Here is a 20,955-nt window from a genome sequence, read left to right on the forward strand (position 1 = left end):
CCCGTTCAGGGCGCGGGGTGCGCCAGCAGGGCGTCCGCCACGTTGGTGTCCGTGACCAGCGTCCGTACGATTCCGCTGCGCAGCGCCGCGTCCACGGCGTGGGCGCGGCGGGTGGCGGCGGCGACGGCGACGACGTCGCGGGCCGCGCGCAGCCGCTCCAGCGGGACCACCATGCAGCGGCGGACGAGTTCGGGGGCGACGGTGCGGCCTGCCGCGTCGACGAGGTGCCCGGCGCACTCGGCGACGGCGCCGCGCCGGGTCGCGGTCGCCCGGTCGCTCTCCGCCAGGGCGGGCGAGTCGAACAGGTGGGACTCACCCGACTGCCAGGCACCGACGCTGATCAGCGCGACGGTGAGCCGGTCGAGACGGGCGAGGGCCTTGGCCATGGCGGGCTGCACGCGCAGCGCCTCGGCGTCGGCGAGACTCGGCAGCACCATCGGCGCGTGGACGGGCACCGCGGTCGACCGGGCCAGGCGGGACGCCCGACGGATCGTCTCCACCGAACCGTCGTTCACGTCGCCGGGCGCGGTCAGCCCGGTGAGCTGGACGACGTCGCAGTCGGGCAGGCGTTGGACGGCGGCGACGACGCGGTTGACGGTGCGGCCGCAGGCGAAGCCGAGGACGTCTCCGGCGCGCGCCGTGTCCTCCACCGCCTCGGCCGCGGCCCGGTCAAGGGCTGACCGTCCGGCGCCCGCGGGGACGGCGAGGGCGCGCTCCAGGCCGTGCGGCGCGTACCGCTCCAGCAGCGCGGCGGAGCGTTCCGGATCGGCGAGCGGCGGCGGCACGATCCGTACGAGCCCTTGTTCGCGCGCGGCCTGGACGAGCCGCCCGGCCTTGAAGCGGCTGACCCCGAGCCGCTCGGCGACCTCCGCGACCGGCAGGCCCTCGACGTACCGCAACCGCGCGGCCTCGGCCGCACGCAACGACTCCCATGCCCGAGCGTCCACTTGGCGCCCTCCTCGTCGTCCTGCGGGCCGCCGCATCCGCTTCCCGGCCCACGGAGGGAGCGTACGGCTCCCGGCGCCACGGAGAGACGCGGACGACCGGTACCCGGCCGGGACGGTGCCGACGCTCCTGTGTTCCCAGGGAATCCGGCGCCCCCGGGGCGTCCGGCTGTCCTGCGCATCGAACTCGTCGGCCGCAAGGCCCACGGCAGCGTGGTGGTCCGTCCCCGGCACCGGACGTTCGGGCAGCGGCTCGGGCGCGGATGACACGAATCGACGACGGTACCCTCGCGCCATGTCCGAACCCAGCGTGGCGCGCTTCTACGACGAGTTGGCCGACGACTACCACCTGATCTACCCGGACTGGGACGCGAGCCTCAGGCGGCAGGGCGCGGCCCTGGACGCCGCCATCGGCCGGGACGGCGCAGAAGTGCTCGACTGTTCCTGCGGCATCGGCACACAGGCCGTCGGCCTCGCGCTGCGCGGGCACCGCGTCACCGGGGCCGACCTCAGCCCCCGCGCCGCGGCGCGCGCCACCCGTGAGGCCGAGGACCGGGGGCTGAGGCTGCGCACGGCCGCCGCCGACATGCGACAACTCCCCTTTGCCGACGGACGGTTCGACGTGGTGGTGTGCGCCGACAATTCGCTGCCGCACCTGCTCACCGCGCCCGACGTGCGCACCGCCCTGACCGAGATGCGCCGCGTGCTGCGGCCCGGTGGCCTGCTGCTGGTCAGCACGCGCCCGTACGAGGATCTGCTGCGCGAGCGCCCCGCGTCGATGCCCCCGCAGGTCCACCCGCCGGCCGACGGCTCCGGCGAGCGGGAGCGGACGGTCACCTTTCAGCTCTGGCACTGGCACGACGACGGCGAGCACTACGACCTGGAGCATTTTCAGCTGCTCCCAGACGACGGCGACTGGCGCGTCAGGGTCCGTCGGTCCACGTACTGGGCGCTCGCTCAGGAACGGCTGGCCGGGCTCGCGGCGGAGGCCGGGTTCGTCGGCGGCGCCTGGCGCGCACCGCACGAAACCGGCTTCTTCCAGCCGCTGTTCGTGGCGCGCGTCGACGCGTAGGCCCCTCGGTCAGCCGGTGAAGACGAGGCTGACGTTGTGGCCGCCGAAGCCGAACGAGTTGGCCAGCGCGGCCTGCCACTTCCCCGTGCGCGGTTCGCCGTGGACGACGTCCAGGTCCACGCGTGGGTCGAGTGTGTCGAGGTTGCGCGTGGGCGGCACCGCACCGTCCCTGAGCGCGAGCAGGGCGGCCATGGCGCCCACCGTGCCGGAGGCGCCGAGCATGTGACCGGTCATCGACTTGGTGGCCGTGACCGCGGCGTGGTCGCCGATGACGCGGCCGATGGCCTCGGCCTCCGCCACATCACCGGACTCCGTGGAGGTGGCGTGGGCGTGCACGACCCCGATGTCCGCCGGGGTCACGTCGGCGTCGCGCAGCGCCAGGTCCATGGCGAAGCACTGGCCGTCCGCGTCGGAGGCCGTGATGTGGTCGGCGCTGGAGCTCACGGCGCTGCCGGCCAGCGTGCCGTGGACGCGTGCGCCGCGGGCCTGCGCGAACTCGGGGCGTTCGAGCACCATCATCCCCGCGCCCTCGCCCATGACGAACCCGGACCGCCCGACGTCGAACGGGCGGGACACGGCCTCCGGGTCCTCGGACCGCGTCGACAGGGCCTTCATCTGGGCGAACGCCGCGAGGGTGAAGGGATGCAGGCACGCCTCCACGCCGCCCGCGACGACCACGTCGACCCGTCCGGCGCGGATCAGGTCCTGCCCCAGGGCGAGGGCCTCCGCCCCGGACGCGCAGGCGCTCACGGGGGTTCGTGCGCCGCCCTTCGCGCCCAGGTCCATGCTGACCCAGGCCGCGGGACCGTTCGGCATCAGCATGGGGACCGCGAACGGTGAGAGGCGGCGGATCCCGGAGCGTTCGAAGAGGTCGTCCTGCCCCAGCGTGGTGAGCACGCCACCGGTGCCGGTGCCGATGACGACGGCGAGCCGTTCCGGTTCGACCTGCGGGGCGCCGGCGTCCTGCCACGCCTCCCGCGCGCTGAGCAGGGCCAGCTGCTCGCCGCGGTCGAGCTTCCTGGCCTCGGGCCTCGGCATCAGGGAGGCCGGGTCGACCGTGAGCCCGGCCGCGACGTGCACGGGCAGCTCCGCGGCCCACTCCTCCTCCAGGGCCCGCACCCCGGACCTGCCGTCGAGCATCCCCGCCCATGACGACTTCGCATCGTGTCCCAGCGGCGTCATCGCACCGACGCCCGTCACCTGCACGCGACCGTTCCGAGTCACCTGGGGCCTCCTTGCATTGTTCAGATGCTACATAGCGGCGTTCCTGTTCTCATGGCGATCCTTCCAGCGATTGCTGTTGTTATCAGGGATGGAGTCGACCGATTCGGGTGCGAGACATTGTGGGCAACCGACAAGTGCGCCTCAGTGCGATCACGCGTCCCCCACCGACCCGGTCTCGGCACCCGACCCCTTGATTTCCGAGATCGTACGTGCTCGGATTATCTCGGCAGGCGGGTTCGGCAGAACCCCCGGCGACGCCCTCGTACGGCGTCCGCCGCGGTCGTCCCGCATGCCTTCGCACCCTCCGCACCACTCGCACGTGCCCCGTACGTCCGCGCTCGTCTCCCGGAGGAACACCACGATGTTCGACTTCTCGTCCGTCGACGTCCTCGACGCCTTCACCCGTGAACTGCAGCTGTGCAAGGTCCGCGAGGGAGAGCACGTCGTCGTGCTCTCCGAGCCCGGCAGCCGTGGCGACTACGTCGCGGCCGCCTTCGGAGCGGCCAAGAGCCTCGGCGCCCACGTCGTGTCCGCCACCGTGCCCGGCGGCAGCCCGGCCCCGCTGCCCAGCACCCACACCGGCGCGGGCCCCGGCCTCGTGTCCGTCCTCAACGACACCGCCGCGCAAGAGCTGTTGAAGGCCGCCGACCTGGTCGTGGACCTGACCCGCGAGGGGTTCATCCACGCCCCGCTGCAACAGGACATCCTCAAGACCGGCACCCGCATCATCTTCGTCTGCGACGCCCCCGACGTCCTCATCCGCAATCTGCCGGACGAGCGGGACAAGGCGCGCGTCCAGGACGGTGTCGACCGGGTGCGCGCCGCCGGGGTCATGCGGGTGACCTCCGCCGCAGGGACCGACCTCACCGTCCAACTGGCCGATTCGCACCCGGAGTTCCAGACCGGCTTCGCCGACGACCCCGGCCGCTGGGACCACTGGCCGAGCACCATGGTGCTGTGCTGGCCGGAGATCTCGGACGGGCGGATCGTGCTCGCCGAGGGCGACATCCTGCTGCCGTTCAAGGAGTACGTGCAGCGTCCCGTCACGCTCCACGTCTCGGGCGGGCACATCCAGGACGTGACCGGCGGGGCCGAGGCCAAGCTGCTCAACACCTTCTTCGAGGACTCACACGACAAGTGGGCCCGCAGCCTCTCCCACATGGGCTGGGGCCTGATGAAGAGCGCCGACTGGTTCGCCACGGCGATGTACGGCAAGGACGAACTGATGGGCATGGACGCCCGCGCCTTCGCCGGCAACTTCCTGTGGTCCACGGGCCCGCACCCGCACCTCCAGCGAGACTCCTACGCCCACCTCGACATCGCGATGCGCGGCTGCACGGTCAGCCTCGACGGCACGGACGTCGTCACCGACGGACACCTCGTCGAAGGCTGAACCTTCCCGGATCCCCGTCCCGACTCCGGATCCCCACCCCAACGCCGCATCCCTGGAGGAGTCTTGCCTCTCAGCCAGTCCTACGAAGTCACCGTCGTCGGCGGCGGCCTCGGCGGCCTCACCGCCGCACTCGCCCTGCGCCACAAGGGACTGCGCGTCACCGTCCTCGAACAGGCCGCCGAGCTGGGCGAGGTGGGCGCCGGCATCCAGACCGCGCCGAACGCCAGCCGGGTCCTGATGCGGCTCGGCCTGCGCAAGCAGTTGGAGGCCATCCGCACCGAGCCGCAGGACCAGGTGCGCCGCCGCTGGCAGGACGGCAGCATCATCGGCCTCACCCCGCTCGGCCGCCGCGTCCAGGAGGAGTTCAACGCCCCCTACTGGCACTACCACCGCGCCGATCTGCACCGCACCATCCTGGACGCGTGCACGGACCCGCTGGGCCCGGGTCCCGCCGTCGAGATCGTCACCGGGGCGCGCGTCGTGGAACTCGACCGTACGCACCCGGACCGTCCCGTCGCCGTCACCTCCGACGGTGCCCGGCACGCGGCCGACGTCCTGATCGGCGCCGACGGCATCCACTCCCGCGTCCGCGACCTCATGGGCGCCGAGGACACGCTGGTCTTCTCCGGCGACATGGCCTTCCGCACCCTCATCCCCGGCGAGCTGCTGCACGCCGACCCCGCCACCCGCTTCCTCTTCGACCGCTACCAGAGCACCATCTGGTACGGCCCCGGCCGCCACCTCGTGCACTATCTGATCCGCGGCGGCGAGTGGCTCAACATCGTCGGCTGCGTGCCCTGGAAGGACGAGTACGGCGAGAAGCAGACCTTCATGGGCACCACCGACATGCTCGTCGACGCGTACGCGGAGTGGGACGACCGCGCCCCGGCCATGCTCGCCAAGGCCAAGGGCGACATCACGTGCTTCCCGCTCTACCACCGCCGCCGCGACCCGAACTGGGTCGACGGGCAGGTGGCCCTGCTCGGCGACGCCTGCCACGCGATGCTCCCCTACCAGGCGCAGGGCGCCTCGCAGGCCATGGAGGACGGGGCGGTGCTCGCCGAGGAGCTGGGCGCGGTGACCCGCGACGGTATCGCCGGGGCGCTGCAGCGGTACGTCAACCGCCGTGCCCGGCACGCCGGGATGGTGCAGCAGGCCTCGCTGCGCAACCAGGTCTTCTACCGCTACCCCGACGGCCCCGACCAGCAGGCCCGCGACGCCAAGCTCGGCGAGCGCTACGACGGCGAGTCCGACGTGTCGTACGAGTGGCTCTGGCGCGGCACCCCGCTGGACACCTCCGACGACGAGTCCTTCGCCTACCGCCACCACCACTGATCCGCATCGGCCCCCCGGAGGTCCCGTGCCCACCCCGTACGATCCCGCGACCGACCGCGTCTACGAGCGCGCCGGCTTCGGCGCCGCCGTCGCCCGCGGCCACCGCCCGGCCCTGATCGTGGTGGACCTGACGCGCGGCTTCACCGAGCCGGGCTTCGCCACCGGCAGCGATCTGACCGCCCCCGTCGAGGCCACGGCGGAGTTGGTGCGCGCGGCCCGCGCCGGCGGCGTCCCCGTGGTGTGGACGGTCATCGCCTACACGGCGGCCGAGGCCGACGGCGACGCGGTCACCTGGCTCGCCAAGGCGCCCGGCCTGCGCGCCCTGCGCGAGGGGAGCGAGGCCGTCGCCCTCGACCCCCGGCTGCCGTACGAGGAGACAGACCATCTCATCGTGAAGAAGGGCGCGTCGGCGTTCTTCGGCACCGCGCTGGCCTCCCTGCTCACCGGCCGTGGCAGCGACACGGCGGTCGTCTGCGGCGCCACCACCAGCGGGTGCGTGCGCGCCACGGCGGTGGACGCCGTGCAGCACGGCTGGCCGGTTCTCGTGCCCGCCGGGGCCTGCGGCGACCGGGCCGCGGGACCGCACGAGGCGGCGCTCTTCGACATCCAGGCCAAGTACGGGGATGTCGTCGGCCACGAGGACGTGGTGAAGTACCTGACGACGAGGGGAGTTTGAGACCATGGACGCGTCTTCCGGGGCCGCACACGACAACGGAAAGCAGGCCGCTTCAGTGGCGGATCGGGGGGCTCGGTCGCGGGAGCGTTACCTGACGCAGCCCGGCCTCGCAAACCTCGCCGACATCCCGGCGGTCAGCCGCTGGGTCCGCAGCGGGGACGTGCGGCTGCACGTCCTGGACTACGGCGGCGACGGCGTGCCCCTGCTGGTCCTGCCCGGCATCACCAGCCCGGCGATCACCATGGACTTCGTCGCCCGGGAACTGACCGACCTGGCGCGCCCGTTGGTTCTCGACATCCGCGGGCGCGGACTCAGCGACGACGCGGAGGACCACTCCCTGGACGCGCTCGCCGCCGACACGGAGGCCGTGATCGAGCAGCTGGAGCTGGCGGACCCGGTGCTGTTCGGGCACTCGATGGGGGCCCGGATCGCCGCCGCCACCGCGGTGCGCGGTCAGGTCCCGCTCGGCGGGACGCTGTTGGTGGATCCGCCGATGAGCGGGCCCGGCCGGGGACCGTACCCGACGACGCTCGCGGCGTTCACCCGACAGCTGTCGCAGGCGCGGCGCGGCACCGATGCCGACGAGGTGGGCGGCTTCTGGCCGACCTGGCCGCGCCGGGAGCTGGAGCTGCGGGCCCGCTGGCTCGCCAGCTGCGCCCTGGAGGCGATCGAGGGCGCCCACCGGGGCTTCGAGAGCGAGGACTTCTTCGCCTGGTGGCCGCGCGTGCCCGCGCCCACGACGCTGCTGTACGGGGCCGACAGCCCCGTCGTCACCGCCGAGGGCGCCGCGGAGGCCGCCGCCGCGCACCCCGCCGCGCGCCTGGTTCGCATCCCGGACGCGGGACATATGGTCTTCTGGGACAACCCGGCACCGGCCCTGGAGCTGCTGCGCACCGCGCTGCGGCAGACCCTGTCCCCGGAGCCGGCGCACGAACCGATTCCTCCACACGACAGCGGTGCCATGACCTTGCCCTCCACTCCCGACCGGGCCGACGACGTCGCCACGCCCGACGAACTCAGCCACGCCCCCGGATTCCTGGCCCGCCGGATGTACCAGGCGTACCTCGCCGCGTGGCTCCACGACGTCGACGCGACGCTGACCGGGCCGCAGTTCGCCGTGCTGCAGATCGTCGGCGAGAACCCCGGCTGCGACCAGCGGTCCATCGCCGCCCTGGCCGCGCTCGACACCTCGACGATGGCCGATGTCGCCCGGCGCCTGGAGAACCGGGGCCTGCTGTCCCGCACGCCCTCCCCCGCCGACGCGCGGCGCAAGCTGCTCAACCTCACCGACGAGGGCCGCGCCACGGTGCACGACGCGAACCTGCGGGCGCGCAAGCTGGACGAGGAGCTGCTGCGGCCGATCCCGGCGGAGCAGCGCGGCGAGGTGCTGCGGCACCTGGCGGTCCTCGCCGACCACTGGGAGCGGCTCGGCCAGGAGCACTGACCTTTCGCGACCGACCCTTTTCGCAACACACATTCAGGCCCCCGCCCTCATCAGGCATGCCTCAAAACTTGGAGTGAACCATGCCGGATCACCACATAGGGATGATCGTCCCCAGCTCGAACCTCACGATGGAGACCGAGCTCCCCCGACTGTTGCGGGCGCGCGAGTCCGTCGCCCCCGAGGACCGTTTCGTCTTCCACAGCAGCCGGATGCGGATGAAGCACGTCACGCCGGAGGAGCTGCGGGCGATGAACGCGCAGACGGAGCGCGCCGTCCTGGAGCTGGCGGACGCCCGCCCCGACGTCGTCGCCACGGCCTGCCTCGTCGCCATCATGGCGCAGGGACCCGGCCATCACTGCACGGCCGAGGACGAGATCAAGGACGTGCTGCGCGCCCAGGAGGCGCTGGTCCCCGTGGTCTCCAGCGCCGGCGCGCTGCTCGACGGGATCGCCGCGCTCGGCGCGAAGAAGGTCGCCATCGTCACGCCGTACATGAAACCGCTGACCCGCAAGGTCGCCGACTACATCGAGGACGCGGGCGTCGAGGTGGTGGACGCGCTGAGCCTGGAGGTGCCGGACAATCTGGCCGTCGCCCGGCTCGACCCGCAGGACCTCCGCGAGCACTACAAGCGGCTGAAGCTGGGCGACGCGGAGGCGCTGGTGCTGTCGGCCTGCGTACAGATGCCGTCGCTGCCGGCGATCCAGCCCGTCGAGGACGAGTTGGGCCTCCCGGTCCTGTCGGCGGCCACCGCCACCGCGTTCCGCATCCTGTCCGAGCTGGGGCTGCCGCCGGTGGCCCCGAACGCGGGCAGCCTGCTGGCCGCCCCGACCGCGCCGTGAAACCACCGCGTTAACTCCGTGCGCGACCCCTTGCCAAGCACATTCGTACGTGCTCGGATTACCTCCATTCCCGGACAGCGCCGAACAGGCCCCGAACCGTTCGCGCACTGACGGTTTCCACCGCAGCTTCCCGCACCGCCCCGCTCACCCCGCCTCATCGGCAACTCAGGCACCTCCCGTCGCAGTTCGTCCCCGACACGACCCTGTGGAGCGCACGTGAGAACAGGCGATCAGATCGTTCAGGATCTCCCCTGGAGATGGCACGTCCAGGGCAAGATCTTCATCATCGGAGGTCTCGGCTACCTCTTCGACGCGTACGACATCGCCCTGAACGGCTTCCTCATGCCGCTCCTGGGCCAGCATTTCGACCTCTCCCTCGGCGCACGAGGGCTCGTCGCCACCGCCAACCTGGTGGGCATGGCGGTCGGCGCCATCGCCTGGGGCGCGGTCGCGGACCGGATCGGCCGCAAGAAGGCCTTCAGCGTCACCCTGCTGATCTTCGCCCTCTTCTCGGTCCTGGGCGCGCTCTCCCCCACGTACCCGGTCTTCCTGCTGCTGCGCTTCCTCGCGGGGGTCGGGCTCGGCGGTTGCATCCCCGTCGACTACGCGCTGGTGGGCGAGTTCTCGCCACGCAAGTACCGGGGCCGGGTCCTCACCGCGCTCGACGCCTGGTGGCCGGTGGGGGTGACGCTGTGCGGCCTCGTCTGCACGGGCATGCTGACCCTCGACGGCAACTGGCGGTGGATGCTCGCCACGATGGTGCTGCCCGCGCTGCTGCTCTTCTGGGCGCGCCGCGGCATCCCCGAGTCACCCATCTACCTGACGAAGAAGGGCCGCGAGGCCGAGGCACGCGCCGTCATCGACGACCTGGTGGCCCGCACGGGCGCGCCGGTCGAGCCGTACGTCATCCCCGAGCCGGTCCCCGACGAGGGCCCGCGCGGAGTGGCGGCGGCGACCCGGCAGCTGCGCCTGATCTGGTCGTTCAGCCCGCGGATCACCTCCGCCTCCTGGCTGCTGTTCGCCACGATCATGCTCGTGTACTACGCGGCGCTGAGCTGGATGCCGTCGATCCTCAAGGAGGAGGGGCAGGGTGACACGGCCGCCTTCATGAGCACGACACTGATGAGCGGTGTCGGCATCGTCGGTGTCCTCGCCTCGACCGCACTGGTCGACCTGGTCGGCCGCAAGTGGCTGATCGGTGTCTCGGCCCCCATCGCCTCGGCCGCCCTCGTGGTGTTCGCGATGCTGCGGGACATGCCGACGGGCGCCGTCGTCACCATCGCCGTGTTCGGCTTCCTCGCCCAACTCGCCATCCCCGCCCTGTACGCGTACGTCTCCGAGCTCTACCCCACCGAGCTGCGGGCCAGCGGTTTCGGCTGGGCCTCTTCCGTCAGCCGGGCGCTCACCGGTTTCGCCCCGATGCTCTTCGGGTCCGTGATGTGGCCGCTGCTGGGTCTCCCGCTGACGTTCGCGGTGCTCGGCGCGGCCGTGCTCCTCGCCGTCGGCTGGATGGCCGTGGCGGCCCCGGAGACGAAGGGCCGGGAGCTGGACGACCCGGAGCACGACGGCGGCACGCCGCTTTCCCCGCAGCAGGAGAACCAGGACAACCAGGAGAACCATGAAACCAGCCCCCTTCGGCTACCACAGGGCTCGTGACGTCGACGGCGCCACCCGGCTCCTCGCCGAGCTCGGCGACGACGCGAAGGTCATCGCCGGCGGCCAGAGCCTGGTCGCCATGATGAACTTCCGGCTCGCCCGGCCCGGTCACCTGGTCGACATCGCGGGCCTGCGGGAACTCGACCGGATGCAGCGTGACTCGGCGGGCGCGCTGCACATCGGGGCTCTCACCACCCATCACACGGTGGAGACGGACCCCGAGGGTGTGCTCGGGCGGGAGTTCGCGGTGCTGCGCGACACCATGCGGTGGATCGGGCATCTGCCCATCCGCACGCGCGGCACCGTCGGCGGCAGCATCGCGCACGCGGACGCCACCGCCGAGTGGTGTCTGCTGGCGCTCGCGCTGCGGGCGGAGTTCGTGGCGCGCGGGCCGCGCGGCGAGCGCCGCATCGCGGCCGGGGACTTCTTCCTCGGCTACTACACGAGCGTGCTCGAACCCGACGAGCTGCTGGTGGAGGTCGTCTTCCCGCGCCCGGCGCCGCACGCCGCGCTCACCGAGTTCGCCGAACGGCAGGGCGACTTCGCGCTCGCGTCGGCCGCCGTGGACCTCGATGTGGCGGAAGGTTCGGTGCGCGGCGGCCGGGTGGCGCTGGGCGGCGTGGCGGCCTCGGTCGTCCGGGTGCCGGACGCCGAGGCGGTGCTCGCGGACGGCGGTTCCTTCACCGACTGCGCGGGAGCCGCGGCCAAGGCCGTCGATCCGCCGGCGGACGCATCGGGCAGCACGCACTACCGCAAACAGCTGGTCCGCACGCTGGTCCTGCGGGCCTGTGAGGAGGCGATGAGCCGATGACCGAACCGGCAGAAAGCAAGGGGCAGTTGAAAGGACGCTCCGTGGCGCGCCGGGAGGACCCGCGGCTACTGTCAGGGCGCGGCCGGTTCGTCGACGACATCGCGCTGCCGGGCATGCTGCACGCCCAGTTCGTGCGCAGCACCGTCGCGCACGGTGACATCGCCTCGGTCGATCTGACGGCCGTACGCGAGGTGCCGGGCGTGGTCGCCGCGTTCACCGCGGAGGACCTGGACCTGACGGACATCACCGCGGAACTGGGCCGCCCGCGTGAGGAGTTCGTGCCCACCGCCATGCCCGTCCTCGCCCGCGACCTGGTGCGCTACGTCGGCGAGCCCGTCGCGATCGTGGTGGCACGCGACGCGTACGCCGCCGAGGACGGCCTTGAGGCCGCCAAGGTGCGCTATACGACGCTGCCACCGGTGACCTCCGAGCACGAGGCCCTGGCGCCGGGCGCCCCGCTCGTCCACGAGGAGGCCGCACGGAACACGCTGGTGGACGTCTCGCTGTTCGCCACGGACGGCATCGACACGGTCTTCGACACCGCCGACTGCGTCGTCCACGTCGACGCGCGGACCGGACGGCAGAACGCGCTGCCGCTGGAGACGCGCGGCGCCGTCGCCCACTGGGACGACCGCGAGGAACAGCTCGTCCTCAACACCTGCACCCAGGTCCCGCACCAGGTACGGACGGTGGCCTCCCGCTGTCTGCGCCTGGACGAGCGGGCGGTACGGGTCGTGGTGCCGGACATGGGCGGCGGCTTCGGCCAGAAGTGTGTCGTGGGCCGCGAGGAGATCGCCGCGGCGGCCGCCGCGCTGCGCCTGCGCCGGCCGGTGAAGTGGATCGAGGACCGCAAGGACGCGCTGTCCGCGTCGTTCCTCGCCCGCGAGCAGCACTACGATGTGCGGGCCGCCTTCGACGCGGAGGGACACATCCTCGGGCTCGACGCGGACGTGGTGTGCGACATGGGCGCGTACTCCTGCTACCCGTTCACCGCCGGCATCGAGCCGTTGATGGCGTCGGCGGAGATGCCCGGTGTCTACAAGGTGCCGGCCTACCGGGTGCGCGGCCGGGCGGTCACCACCAACAAGGCGCCCACCGCCCCGTACCGCGGGGTCAGCCGTCCGCAGTACGTGATGGTGATGGAGCGCCTCTTCGAGCGGGCCGCCCGCGAACTGGGCCTGGACGCGGTCGAGATCCGCCGCCGCAATGTCATCACGGAGTTCCCGTACACGGGCGTCAACAACATCACGTACGACCCCGGTTCCTACCTGGAGTCCCTGGACCTGTGCGAGCGCCTCGTCAAGGACGAGGGCTGGTACGAGAAGCGGGACGCGGCGGCCGCCGAGGGCCGGTACCTCGGCATCGGCTACTCCTGCTTCAGCGAGCGCACCGGGTACGGGTCCACGGCCTTCGCCCAGCGCAAGATGCAGGTGGTCCCCGGCTTCGACATCTCCGAGGTGCGGATGGACACGAGCGGCGCGGTCACCGTCACCAGCGGCACGATGAGCCACGGCCAGAGCCACGAGACGACGCTCGCCCAGATCGCCGCGGACGAGCTCGGCCTGGACATCAAGAAGGTGAAGCTGCACCAGGGCGACACCGACCGGATCACCTACGGCTACGGCACCTTCGCCAGCCGCTCCGTCACCATCGGCGGCAGCGCGGTCCGCCTCGCCGCGGCCAAGCTCGGCGAGAAGCTGTGCCGGATCGCGGCGGCGCTCTGGGAGTGCGACCCGGGCGAGGCGGAGGTGACGCGCGGCGGTGTGCGGCGCGCGGACGGCAGCGTCCTCACGTACGAGGAACTGGCCGACATCGCGTACCTGCGCGCCCACCTGCTCCCCCGCGACATCGAGCCGGGGCTGAGCGCCACCGCCACCTTCGACGTGTTCAACGACGGCACCTTCTCCAACGCCACCCACGCCGTCGTCGTCGAACTCCACCGGGGCACCGGGCAGGTGGAGATCCTGCGGTACGTGTGCGTCGAGGACTGCGGTGTCGCCATCAACCCGCAGGTAGTGGAGGGGCAGTGCCGGGGCGGCATCGCCCAGGGCATCGCGGGCGCCCTCTTCGAGCAGGTGACGTACGACGCGCAGGGCGAGCCGTCGGCCACCAGCTTCATGGACTACAAGGTGCCCACCGCGCACGAGATCCCCGACGTGCTCATCCACCACCTCGAGACACCGTGCACCTTCAACGAGACCGGTGCGAAGGGTGCGGGCGAGGGCGGCACCATCGGCGCGCCCGCCGCGGTCCTCAACGCCGTCAACGACGCACTGCGCCCCACCGGCACCGAACTCGACCACACGCCGATCACCCCGGAGACGGTGCACCGCGCCCTGAACCTGGAGCCCACCTCATGACCACCACCCCCGACAACCTGCTGCTGCTCACCCTGAACGTGAACGGCGAGGAGCACGAGGTGATCACCGAGCCGCGTCGCACCCTGGTCGACGTGCTCCGCCACGACCTGCGGCTCACCGGCACCCACGTCGGCTGCGAGCACGGCATCTGCGGCGCGTGCACGGTCCTGGTCGACGAACGGCCCGCGCGGGCGTGTCTGATGTTCGCCGCGCAGGCCGAGGGGGCCCGGATACGCACCGTCGAGTCCCTCGGGGACCCGGCGACCGGTGAACTCGGCGATCTACAGCGCTCGTTCACCGAGCATCACGGACTGCAGTGCGGCTTCTGCACGCCCGGCTTCCTGATGCTCGCGGACGGGTTCCTCGCGGAGCGGCCGGAGGCCACCAAGGAGGAGATCCGCGAGGTCGTGGCCGCCAACCTGTGCCGGTGCACCGGCTACCAGACCATCGTCGAGGCGATCGACGCCTGCGCCACGGCCCGTCGCGCCGGCTGCGCCAAGACCTGTACCGCGACCGAGGAGACAGCATGCAGCTGAGCAACACCGTCGTCGTCAACGCCGCTCCGGACGCGGTGTTCGCGCTCGTCAGCGACGTGGAGAAGGTGGCGTCCTGCATGCCGGGCGCGGCGCTCGAAGGCCGGGACGGCGATGCCTGGCGGGGCTCCGTCAAGGTCAAGGTGGGGCCGATCGGCGCCGCGTACGCGGGCACGGTGCGGTTCCTGGAGGTCGACGCCGAGAAGCGCCGGCTGCGCGTCCACGCGAGCGGCGCCGACACCCACGGCAACGGCGACGCCGAGGCCGAGGTGGTGCTGGACATCGGCGAGGCCCCGGAGGGCGCACGGCTCGAACTCGCCACCGATCTGCTGATCCGCGGCAAGCTGGCCCAGTTCGGCAAGGGCGCGATCGCCACGGTGTCCGACCGGATCCTTCAGCAGTTCGCACAGAACCTCGGGAACCTGCTGCTGGAGCAGGAGGCCGCCCCGACCGCCACCACGTCGGCCGCTGCCGCTCCGGTGGCGGCGCGCCCCGCGGCCGGGAGCACACAGGCGTCCGCCGAGCTCGACGGTATGTCCCTCGTCGCGGGCCCGCTGCTCGCGAAGTACGGCCCGGCAGCCGCCGGTTTCGCCGTCGGCATCTTCCAGGGCTGGCTGCTCGGCAAGCTGCGCGCACAGTCGGCCCAGCTGCGGGACCTGCGCCGACACGGGTGACTCGGGCGGGCGGTCGCCGTGCGGTCACCTGCCGTACGCCGCCGCCTCCCGCGCCGCGGTCAGCAGCAGCGGCACCATGTCGTGGAGTTCGTCGCGGCCCGTGAGGACCACGGTCGCGCCGAGCGAGAGGGCGAGCTGCGGCGGCCCGCCGTCCGGGTCGGTGGCGGGGACGCAGGCGGCGATGGAGCGGACCCCGCGCTCGTTCTCCTCCTCTGCCTCCGCCCAGCCGAGCTCCCGCACACGGGCCAGTTCGGCGCGGAGCGCGGCCGGGTCGGTGAGGGTGTTCGGCGTCGAGCGCGGCAGCGGGCCGGCCAGCAGGCGGTCCTGTTCCGCCTCGGGCCGGGCGGCGACGAGCACCTTCCCGAGCGAGGTGGCGTGCCAGGGGTTGCGGGTGCCCTCGTCGCTGCGCAGTTGCAGGTGCTGGCTGCCCTGGACGGACCGGACGAGGAGGACCTGGTCGCCGTCGAGGATGCCCGCGATGGCGACCAGGCCGGTGCGCTCGGCCAACTGCCGCATGGGGCGCAGGAGATGGTTGAACCCGGCCGGTGTCCGGTGGAAGCCGTGCGCCAGTTCCAGGGCGCGCAGCCCCAGGGCGTAGGTCCGTGCCGTGGGGTCGTGGACGACGAAGCCCTCGTCGGCCAGTCGGGCGAGCAGCCGGTGGGCGCTGCTCACCGGGAGCTGTGCGGCGCGGGCCGCGGCGCTGACGCCGAGGCCCTCGGGGTGCCGGGAGAGCGTGGTCAGCAGCCTGAGCCCGCGGCCCAACATGTCGTCGCCCACCGTGCACGCCTCCCCACCTGGTGCTTCGCTGTCGTCGCCGAGCTTACGCGGCGTGTTCCCGGCCGACCTTGGCAGCCGGTGCGTCGAGCGCGACCGGGCGTCGCACGAGGGCCATCAGGGCCGCCGAGATCAGCGTGCCGATCGCCATGACGGCGAAGGCGCCCATGTCGCCCAGGGAGCTGCCGCGGATCCAGCCGACGAGGTACGTGCCGACGAACGAGCCGAGCGCGCCGAAGGAGTTGACGAGCGCGACGGCCGCACCGGACACGTTCTTGGGCGCCTGGTCGGCGACGAGCGCGAAGTACGGACCGTAGGGCGCGTACAGGCACAGTCCGGCGACGACGAGCAGCACGAAGGACATGGCGAACGAGGCGTGCGCGAGGTACGAGCCGTACAGCGTGGCGGCGGCGACCACCAGCCACGGCCAGATCGCGATGTTGCGCCGGCCGCTGCGGTCGGAGAGCTGGGAGTTGACGAGCATCGCGATCGAGGCGAAGAGGTACGGGACGGCGGAGAGCAGTCCGGTGGCGCCGATGCCCTGCCCCGACGCCTCCTTGATGATCGAGGGCAGCCAGAAGACGAACCCGTACACGCCGATCGACCAGCAGAAGTACTGGGCCGCCAGGATGAGCACGGGGCGCGAGGAGAGCACCTTGCGGTACTCGGCGGTGCGGGCGACCGCGACGGTGGGCTCCTTCGCCAGCTCCGCGTCCAGCGCGGCCCGTTCGTCGTTGGGCAGCCATGCGGCCTCCGAAGGGTGATCCTTGATCATCTTGAGGCAGAGCAGGCCCCACAGCACCGCGGGGGCGCCTTCGATGATGAACATCTCGCGCCAGCTGGTGGCCTCGATGAGCAGTCCTGAGACGGCGGAGAGCCACATCACGGTGACCGGGTTGCCGAGGATCAGGAAGGTGTTGGCGCGTCCGCGCTCGCGCTGGGTGAACCAGCGGCCGAGCAGCATCACCATGGACGGCATGACCGCGCCCTCGACCACGCCGAGCAGGAAGCGCACGGCGACGAGGAGTGTCGGGCTGTGCAGGAGCCCCTGGACGGCGGCGAGGATGCCCCAGGCGATGGTCGAGTAGGCGACGAGGCGGCGGGCGCTGCGGCGCTCGGCGTAGATGGTGCCGGGGATCTGGAAGAAGAAGTAGCCCAGGAAGAAGGAGGCGGCGACCAGCGCGTCCATGCCGCTGGACATGTTGAGGTCCTCGGCCATGCCGCCGGCAGAGCCGATCGAGTAGTTCGACCGGTCGAGATACGCCAGCGAGTACGTGACGAACGCGATCGGGATCATGTGCTTGGTCCGCGTGGACGACCAGAATCCACTGCCGCGTGCGGCGCGGGACGACGTCGCTGTCATCCGTCGCACCTCCTGTTTCCGTGAGGGTTTTCCGAGGAATCTTTCCGTGGGGCGGAAAGTGTTCTGCGAGACGGAAAGACGTTAGGGTCGACGCGTCGCCAGGTCAACAGGCGTGACGCAGCCGCGATTTACCGCCCTTCGGCCGATGCCGCCCGGAAAGGTGCATGTATGTCCCACCACGACTCCGCCCCCATGTCCGCCCAGACCGGCCCCCGTTCCGAGGCGCCGGACGTGCTGGTGCCCTGGCCCGGCCTCGACCGTGCCCACGGCCCCTGGCCGGACGGCGTGCGCGTCCATGTGTGGGACGGGGTGGCGCCGATGGACCTCGACGCGGAGCAGCTCGCCCGGATCGGCTACTGGGTCATGCCGTACGCGACCCCCGAGGCCACGAAGCTGCTGCCCGAGCTCCCCGGGCTGCGGGCCGTGCAGTCGCTGAGCGCGGGCGTGGAGAAGCTGCGGCCACTGCTGCCCGAGGGGGTGGCCCTGCACAACGGGCGGGGCCTGCACGACGCCAGCGCCGCCGAGCACGCCCTCGCGCTGACCCTCGCCGCACAGCGCGACCTGCCGCGCTGGGTGCGCGACCAGGACGGGGGCCGCTGGGAGCCGCACTTCACGCGCTCGCTGGCGGACTCGCGGGTGGCGATCGTGGGCTACGGATCCATCGGCGAGGCGCTGGAGCGGCGGCTGCTCGCGTGCGAGGCCACCGTCGTGCGCGTGGCCCGCCGGGCCCGGTTCGAGAGCGACGTGCACGCGGTCACGGACCTGCCGCACCTGCTGCCGCAGGTGGACATCGCGGTGCTCGTACTGCCCGAGAACCCGTCCACGGTCGGCCTGTTCGGGGCGGCCGAGCTGGCGGCGCTGCCCGACGACGCACTCGTCGTCAACATCGGCCGCGGCCGCACCCTGGACCCCGAGGCACTGCTCGCCGAGACCCGCACGGGCCGGCTGCGCGCGGCCCTCGACGTCACCTCCCCCGAGCCGCTGCCCGCGGACCACCCGCTGCGCGCGCTGCCGGGCGTGCTCGTCACCCCGCACGTGGGCGGCGGCTCGGCGACGTTCCGGCCGCGGGCCGAGCGCCTGGTCGCCGATCAGGTACGACGCTGGGCGAACGGCGAACCGCTGATCAACGCGGTGGAGCCGACGGAGACCTGATCCCGTGGACGAGGCGGCACCGGAATCCGCCTCGTCGCCCGCAAGCCCTGCACCCGTGACACCCATGGCACCAGCGCCATGGGTGTCACGCGTATGTGCCCCGTGAGGGACGTACGTCACCCTGCCCCCACACATACCCCCTGGGGTAAAACTGTTACGGTGAATACATACCCCAGGGGGTAAGCAGCCTGGGCTTTCGCACGGAAGGAGCAGTACGTCGTGTTCTTCATCGACACCATCGAGCTGCCGGGCCTCGGCAACCGCAGCTACCTGGCAGGCGGCGCGGCCACCGCGGTGGCGGTCGACCCGCCCCGTGACATCGACCAGGTCATCGCGGCGGCCGCACGCCGCGGCGTCCGCATCTCGCACGTGGTCGAGACACACCTGCACAACGACTACGTGACCGGCGGTCTGGAGCTGGCGCGCACGACCGGCGCCGCCTATGTCGTCCCGGCGGACGCGCGTGTCGCCTTCGAGCGGGTGCCCGTCGCGGACGGCGACACGCTCGACATCGACACCGGGCTGACCCTGACGGCCGTCGCCACCCCCGGCCACACCCCGCACCACACCTCGTACGTCCTCGGCGAGTCCGGCACCCCGGTCGCCGCCTTCACCGGCGGCTCGCTGCTGATCGGCACCGTCGGCCGGCCCGACCTGGTCGACCCCCGGCTGACCGAGGAGCTCGCGCGGGCCCAGCACGCCTCGGCGCGACGGCTCGCCGACGCGCTGCCGGACGCGACGGCGGTGCTGCCCACCCACGGCTTCGGCAGCTTCTGCTCCTCCGCGCAGGCGGACGGCGACAGCACGACGATCGGCCACGAGCGGACCGCCAACGCGGCGCTCACCACCGACGTCGACACCTTCGTCGCCCACCTCCTGGCCGACCTCGACGACGTGCCCGCCTACTACGCGCACATGAGCCCGGCGAACGCCGCGGGCCCCGCCCCGGTCGACCTCACCCCGCCCGAGGTCGCCGACCCGGAGGCGATCGCCTCGCGGCTCGCGGCCGGTGAGTGGGTCGTCGACCTGCGCAACCGCATCGCCTTCGCCGAGGGCCACGTGGCGGGCTCGCTCAACTTCGCCGCCGACGGCGGCCTCGCCACGTACCTCGCCTGGATGATCCCGTGGGGCAAGCCCGTCACCCTGCTCGCCGAGTCGGCGGAGCAGCTGGCCGACGCCCAGCGGGAGCTGGTCCGGGTCGGCATCGACCGCCCCGCCGCCGCGGCCACCGGCGAGGTCGACGGCTGGCTGCGCGACGGCGAGCGCCCCGCCGCCTTCCCCCGCGCGACCTTCGCGGACCTCGCCGCACGGGACCGGGACGACGTCGTCGTCCTGGACGTGCGCCGGGACAGCGAGCGCGCGGGCGGCTGGATCGACGGCTCCGTGCACATCCCCGTCCACGAGGTGCACCGCCGGATCGCGGAGATCCCCCAGGGCACCGTGTGGGTGCACTGCGCGGGCGGTATGCGCGCGGGCATCGCCGCGTCCTTCCTCGACGCAAACGGCCGCGACGTCGTGGCCGTCGACGACGGATTCGACGGGGCGGCGGCAGCGGGCCTGCCCGTCGTCACCGCCTGACCGGGCCCGACAGGAAGGATTCGTACGATGTTCCGCTCCCGCAAGGACCGGCGCCGCCTGTCCGTCGAGGAGGCACTCGCCCGCACCACCGGCCACGACGCCGTGCTGCTCGACGTCCGTGAGGACGCCGAGTGGCGGGCGGGGCACGCGCCCGACGCGGTGCACGCCCCGCTGACCGCGCTGGCCGCGGGCGCCCCGGTGCCCGCCGCCGCGCAGGACCGGCCACTGGTGGTGATCTGTCGCAGCGGCCACCGCTCCCAGCGGGCGGCGGCCCTGCTCGCCCGGCGCGGCGCGGACGCCGTGGACGTCAAGGGCGGCATGAGCGCGTGGGCCGCCGCGGGTCACCCGGTCGTCGACGCGCACGGGAACGGCGGCACGATCGCGTGAGTGCGCTCCTCCTCGCGCTCGCCGCGGGTGCCGTCATCGGCCTCGCGCTGGGCGCGCTGGGTGGCGGCGGCAGCGTGCTCGCCGTCCCCGCCCTGCTCTACCTGCTCGACTTCTCGCCGGCCGCGGCCACCACCGCGAGCCTGATCATCGTCACCGCGACCTCCGCGACCGCGCTGTACGCACACGCCCGCGACGGGAACGTGGCCTGGCGCACCGGCTCCCTGTTCGCGGCGGCCGGGATCGTGCCCGCCTACGCGACGGGCCTGGTCTCTGCGCGGGTCCCCGAGGCTGCGCTGACCGTCGCCTTCTCCGTCATCGCGGCGCTGGCGGCGCTGCGCATGCTGCGGCCCGCGGCGGGGGGTGCGGCGAGCAGTGTCCGACCGGTGAAGGCGGCGGGCGCCGGGGCCGGGCTCGGTGCGGTGACCGGATTCCTCGGGGTGGGCGGCGGCTTTCTGGCCGTGCCCGCGCTGGTCGGTGTGGTCGGCCTGAAGATGAAGCAGGCGGTCGGCACCAGCCTGCTGGTCATCGTCGTCAACTCGCTCGCCGCGCTCGCGGCCCGCACCGGCAGCGGCGATCTCCGCTGGGAGATCATCGCCCCCTTCGCGGGCGCGGCCGTCCTCGGTGCCTGGGACGGCAAGCGCCTCGCCGCCCGCGTCACCGGGAACACACTGCAACGCGTCTTCGCCTTCGTCCTGTTGGCGGTGGCGGCGTTCATGCTCGTCGACGCGGTGGTGTGACCG

Annotated in this window: 19 protein-coding genes; 15 read left to right on the plus strand and 4 right to left on the minus strand. The window is 72.6% G+C overall.

The genetic code is table 11. The annotated features are described in order from the left end of the window. Positions 1–5: 5 nt before the first annotated feature. A complete protein-coding gene (locus ACY34M_RS15725; RefSeq protein ID WP_462717160.1) occupies positions 6–947 on the minus strand; it encodes a sugar-binding transcriptional regulator in 942 nt (313 codons plus the stop codon). Between the two features lie 292 nt (positions 948–1,239). On the opposite strand from ACY34M_RS15725, the gene ACY34M_RS15730 reads away from it, so the two are divergent. Beyond that, positions 1,240–2,016, plus strand: coding sequence for a class I SAM-dependent methyltransferase (locus ACY34M_RS15730; protein WP_462717159.1), 777 nt, complete (start codon positions 1,240–1,242; stop codon positions 2,014–2,016). A 9-nt stretch (positions 2,017–2,025) separates the two neighbouring features. Here the strand turns inward: ACY34M_RS15730 and ACY34M_RS15735 are convergent, their stop codons facing one another. Beyond that, entirely contained in the window at positions 2,026–3,240 is a 1,215-nt protein-coding gene (locus ACY34M_RS15735; RefSeq protein ID WP_462717158.1) for a beta-ketoacyl-[acyl-carrier-protein] synthase family protein, read from the minus strand. 361 nt (positions 3,241–3,601) lie between these two features. On the opposite strand from ACY34M_RS15735, the gene ACY34M_RS15740 reads away from it, so the two are divergent. The 10 genes from ACY34M_RS15740 (at position 3,602) to ACY34M_RS15785 (ending at position 14,961) form a co-directional block, all read left to right on the plus strand. After that, positions 3,602–4,633 (plus strand): hypothetical protein, encoded by a 1,032-nt coding sequence (locus tag ACY34M_RS15740; RefSeq protein WP_462717211.1) that lies wholly within the window; start codon positions 3,602–3,604, stop codon positions 4,631–4,633. Between the two features lie 63 nt (positions 4,634–4,696). Beyond that, a complete protein-coding gene (locus ACY34M_RS15745; RefSeq protein ID WP_462717157.1) occupies positions 4,697–5,968 on the plus strand; it encodes an FAD-dependent monooxygenase in 1,272 nt (423 codons plus the stop codon). Positions 5,969–5,993: 25 nt separating this feature from the next. Next, on the plus strand, positions 5,994–6,644 hold the full coding sequence (locus ACY34M_RS15750; RefSeq protein WP_462717156.1) for an isochorismatase family protein: 651 nt from the start codon (positions 5,994–5,996) through the stop codon (positions 6,642–6,644). Positions 6,645–6,648: 4 nt separating this feature from the next. Next, positions 6,649–8,088, plus strand: coding sequence for an alpha/beta fold hydrolase (locus tag ACY34M_RS15755; protein ID WP_462717155.1), 1,440 nt, complete (start codon positions 6,649–6,651; stop codon positions 8,086–8,088). A gap of 80 nt (positions 8,089–8,168) precedes the next feature. After that, positions 8,169–8,927, plus strand: coding sequence for a maleate cis-trans isomerase family protein (locus tag ACY34M_RS15760; protein ID WP_462717154.1), 759 nt, complete (start codon positions 8,169–8,171; stop codon positions 8,925–8,927). Between the two features lie 216 nt (positions 8,928–9,143). Further along, positions 9,144–10,583: an MFS transporter gene (locus tag ACY34M_RS15765; RefSeq protein WP_462717153.1), complete on the plus strand. Its 1,440-nt coding sequence runs from the start codon at positions 9,144–9,146 to the stop codon at positions 10,581–10,583. Next, complete coding sequence (locus ACY34M_RS15770; RefSeq protein ID WP_462717152.1) at positions 10,546–11,394, plus strand: FAD binding domain-containing protein; 849 nt, start codon at positions 10,546–10,548, stop codon at positions 11,392–11,394. The genes ACY34M_RS15765 and ACY34M_RS15770 overlap by 38 nt, the downstream gene beginning before the upstream one ends. Continuing rightward, on the plus strand, positions 11,391–13,754 hold the full coding sequence (locus ACY34M_RS15775; protein ID WP_462717151.1) for a xanthine dehydrogenase family protein molybdopterin-binding subunit: 2,364 nt from the start codon (positions 11,391–11,393) through the stop codon (positions 13,752–13,754). Before ACY34M_RS15770 ends, ACY34M_RS15775 begins: the two co-directional genes overlap by 4 nt. Continuing rightward, a complete protein-coding gene (locus ACY34M_RS15780) occupies positions 13,751–14,290 on the plus strand; it encodes a (2Fe-2S)-binding protein (protein ID WP_462717150.1) in 540 nt (179 codons plus the stop codon). The genes ACY34M_RS15775 and ACY34M_RS15780 overlap by 4 nt, the downstream gene beginning before the upstream one ends. Next, positions 14,281–14,961 (plus strand): SRPBCC family protein, encoded by a 681-nt coding sequence (locus tag ACY34M_RS15785; RefSeq protein WP_462717149.1) that lies wholly within the window; start codon positions 14,281–14,283, stop codon positions 14,959–14,961. The genes ACY34M_RS15780 and ACY34M_RS15785 overlap by 10 nt, the downstream gene beginning before the upstream one ends. A gap of 24 nt (positions 14,962–14,985) precedes the next feature. On the opposite strand, the gene ACY34M_RS15790 is transcribed toward ACY34M_RS15785, so the two are convergent. Then, a complete protein-coding gene (locus ACY34M_RS15790) occupies positions 14,986–15,738 on the minus strand; it encodes an IclR family transcriptional regulator (protein WP_462717148.1) in 753 nt (250 codons plus the stop codon). A gap of 43 nt (positions 15,739–15,781) precedes the next feature. Next, positions 15,782–17,098 (minus strand): MFS transporter, encoded by a 1,317-nt coding sequence (locus tag ACY34M_RS15795; protein ID WP_462717147.1) that lies wholly within the window; start codon positions 17,096–17,098, stop codon positions 15,782–15,784. 168 nt (positions 17,099–17,266) lie between these two features. Here ACY34M_RS15795 and ACY34M_RS15800 point away from each other — a divergent pair, with 168 nt between their 5' ends. The 4 genes from ACY34M_RS15800 (at position 17,267) to ACY34M_RS15815 (ending at position 20,952) form a co-directional block, all read left to right on the plus strand. Further along, positions 17,267–18,250 carry a 2-hydroxyacid dehydrogenase gene (locus ACY34M_RS15800; protein WP_462717146.1) on the plus strand — a complete coding sequence of 328 codons (984 nt, stop codon included), beginning with the start codon at positions 17,267–17,269 and terminating at the stop codon, positions 18,248–18,250. 219 nt (positions 18,251–18,469) lie between these two features. Then, positions 18,470–19,828, plus strand: coding sequence for an MBL fold metallo-hydrolase (locus ACY34M_RS15805; RefSeq protein WP_462717145.1), 1,359 nt, complete (start codon positions 18,470–18,472; stop codon positions 19,826–19,828). 27 nt (positions 19,829–19,855) lie between these two features. Then, positions 19,856–20,215, plus strand: coding sequence for a rhodanese-like domain-containing protein (locus ACY34M_RS15810; protein WP_462717144.1), 360 nt, complete (start codon positions 19,856–19,858; stop codon positions 20,213–20,215). Then, positions 20,212–20,952, plus strand: coding sequence for a sulfite exporter TauE/SafE family protein (locus ACY34M_RS15815; protein WP_462717143.1), 741 nt, complete (start codon positions 20,212–20,214; stop codon positions 20,950–20,952). Before ACY34M_RS15810 ends, ACY34M_RS15815 begins: the two co-directional genes overlap by 4 nt. The last annotated feature ends 3 nt before the right edge of the window (positions 20,953–20,955 follow it).

Source organism: Streptomyces sp. EDA2-14, assembly GCF_054963755.1.

Excerpts from the sequence above, each read along its gene's own strand:
- ACY34M_RS15775 (WP_462717151.1), top strand. The coding sequence starts at position 11,391 with ATGACCGAACCGGCAGAAAGCAAGGGGCAGTTGAAAGGACGCTCCGTG.
- ACY34M_RS15770 (WP_462717152.1), top strand. The coding sequence starts at position 10,546 with ATGAAACCAGCCCCCTTCGGCTACCACAGGGCTCGTGACGTCGACGGC.
- ACY34M_RS15810 (WP_462717144.1), top strand. The coding sequence starts at position 19,856 with ATGTTCCGCTCCCGCAAGGACCGGCGCCGCCTGTCCGTCGAGGAGGCA.
- ACY34M_RS15795 (WP_462717147.1), bottom strand. The coding sequence starts at position 17,098 with ATGACAGCGACGTCGTCCCGCGCCGCACGCGGCAGTGGATTCTGGTCG.
- ACY34M_RS15755 (WP_462717155.1), top strand. The coding sequence starts at position 6,649 with ATGGACGCGTCTTCCGGGGCCGCACACGACAACGGAAAGCAGGCCGCT.
- ACY34M_RS15740 (WP_462717211.1), top strand. The coding sequence starts at position 3,602 with ATGTTCGACTTCTCGTCCGTCGACGTCCTCGACGCCTTCACCCGTGAA.
- ACY34M_RS15785 (WP_462717149.1), top strand. The coding sequence starts at position 14,281 with ATGCAGCTGAGCAACACCGTCGTCGTCAACGCCGCTCCGGACGCGGTG.
- ACY34M_RS15760 (WP_462717154.1), top strand. The coding sequence starts at position 8,169 with ATGCCGGATCACCACATAGGGATGATCGTCCCCAGCTCGAACCTCACG.
- ACY34M_RS15730 (WP_462717159.1), top strand. The coding sequence starts at position 1,240 with ATGTCCGAACCCAGCGTGGCGCGCTTCTACGACGAGTTGGCCGACGAC.
- ACY34M_RS15780 (WP_462717150.1), top strand. The coding sequence starts at position 13,751 with ATGACCACCACCCCCGACAACCTGCTGCTGCTCACCCTGAACGTGAAC.
- ACY34M_RS15800 (WP_462717146.1), top strand. The coding sequence starts at position 17,267 with ATGTCCCACCACGACTCCGCCCCCATGTCCGCCCAGACCGGCCCCCGT.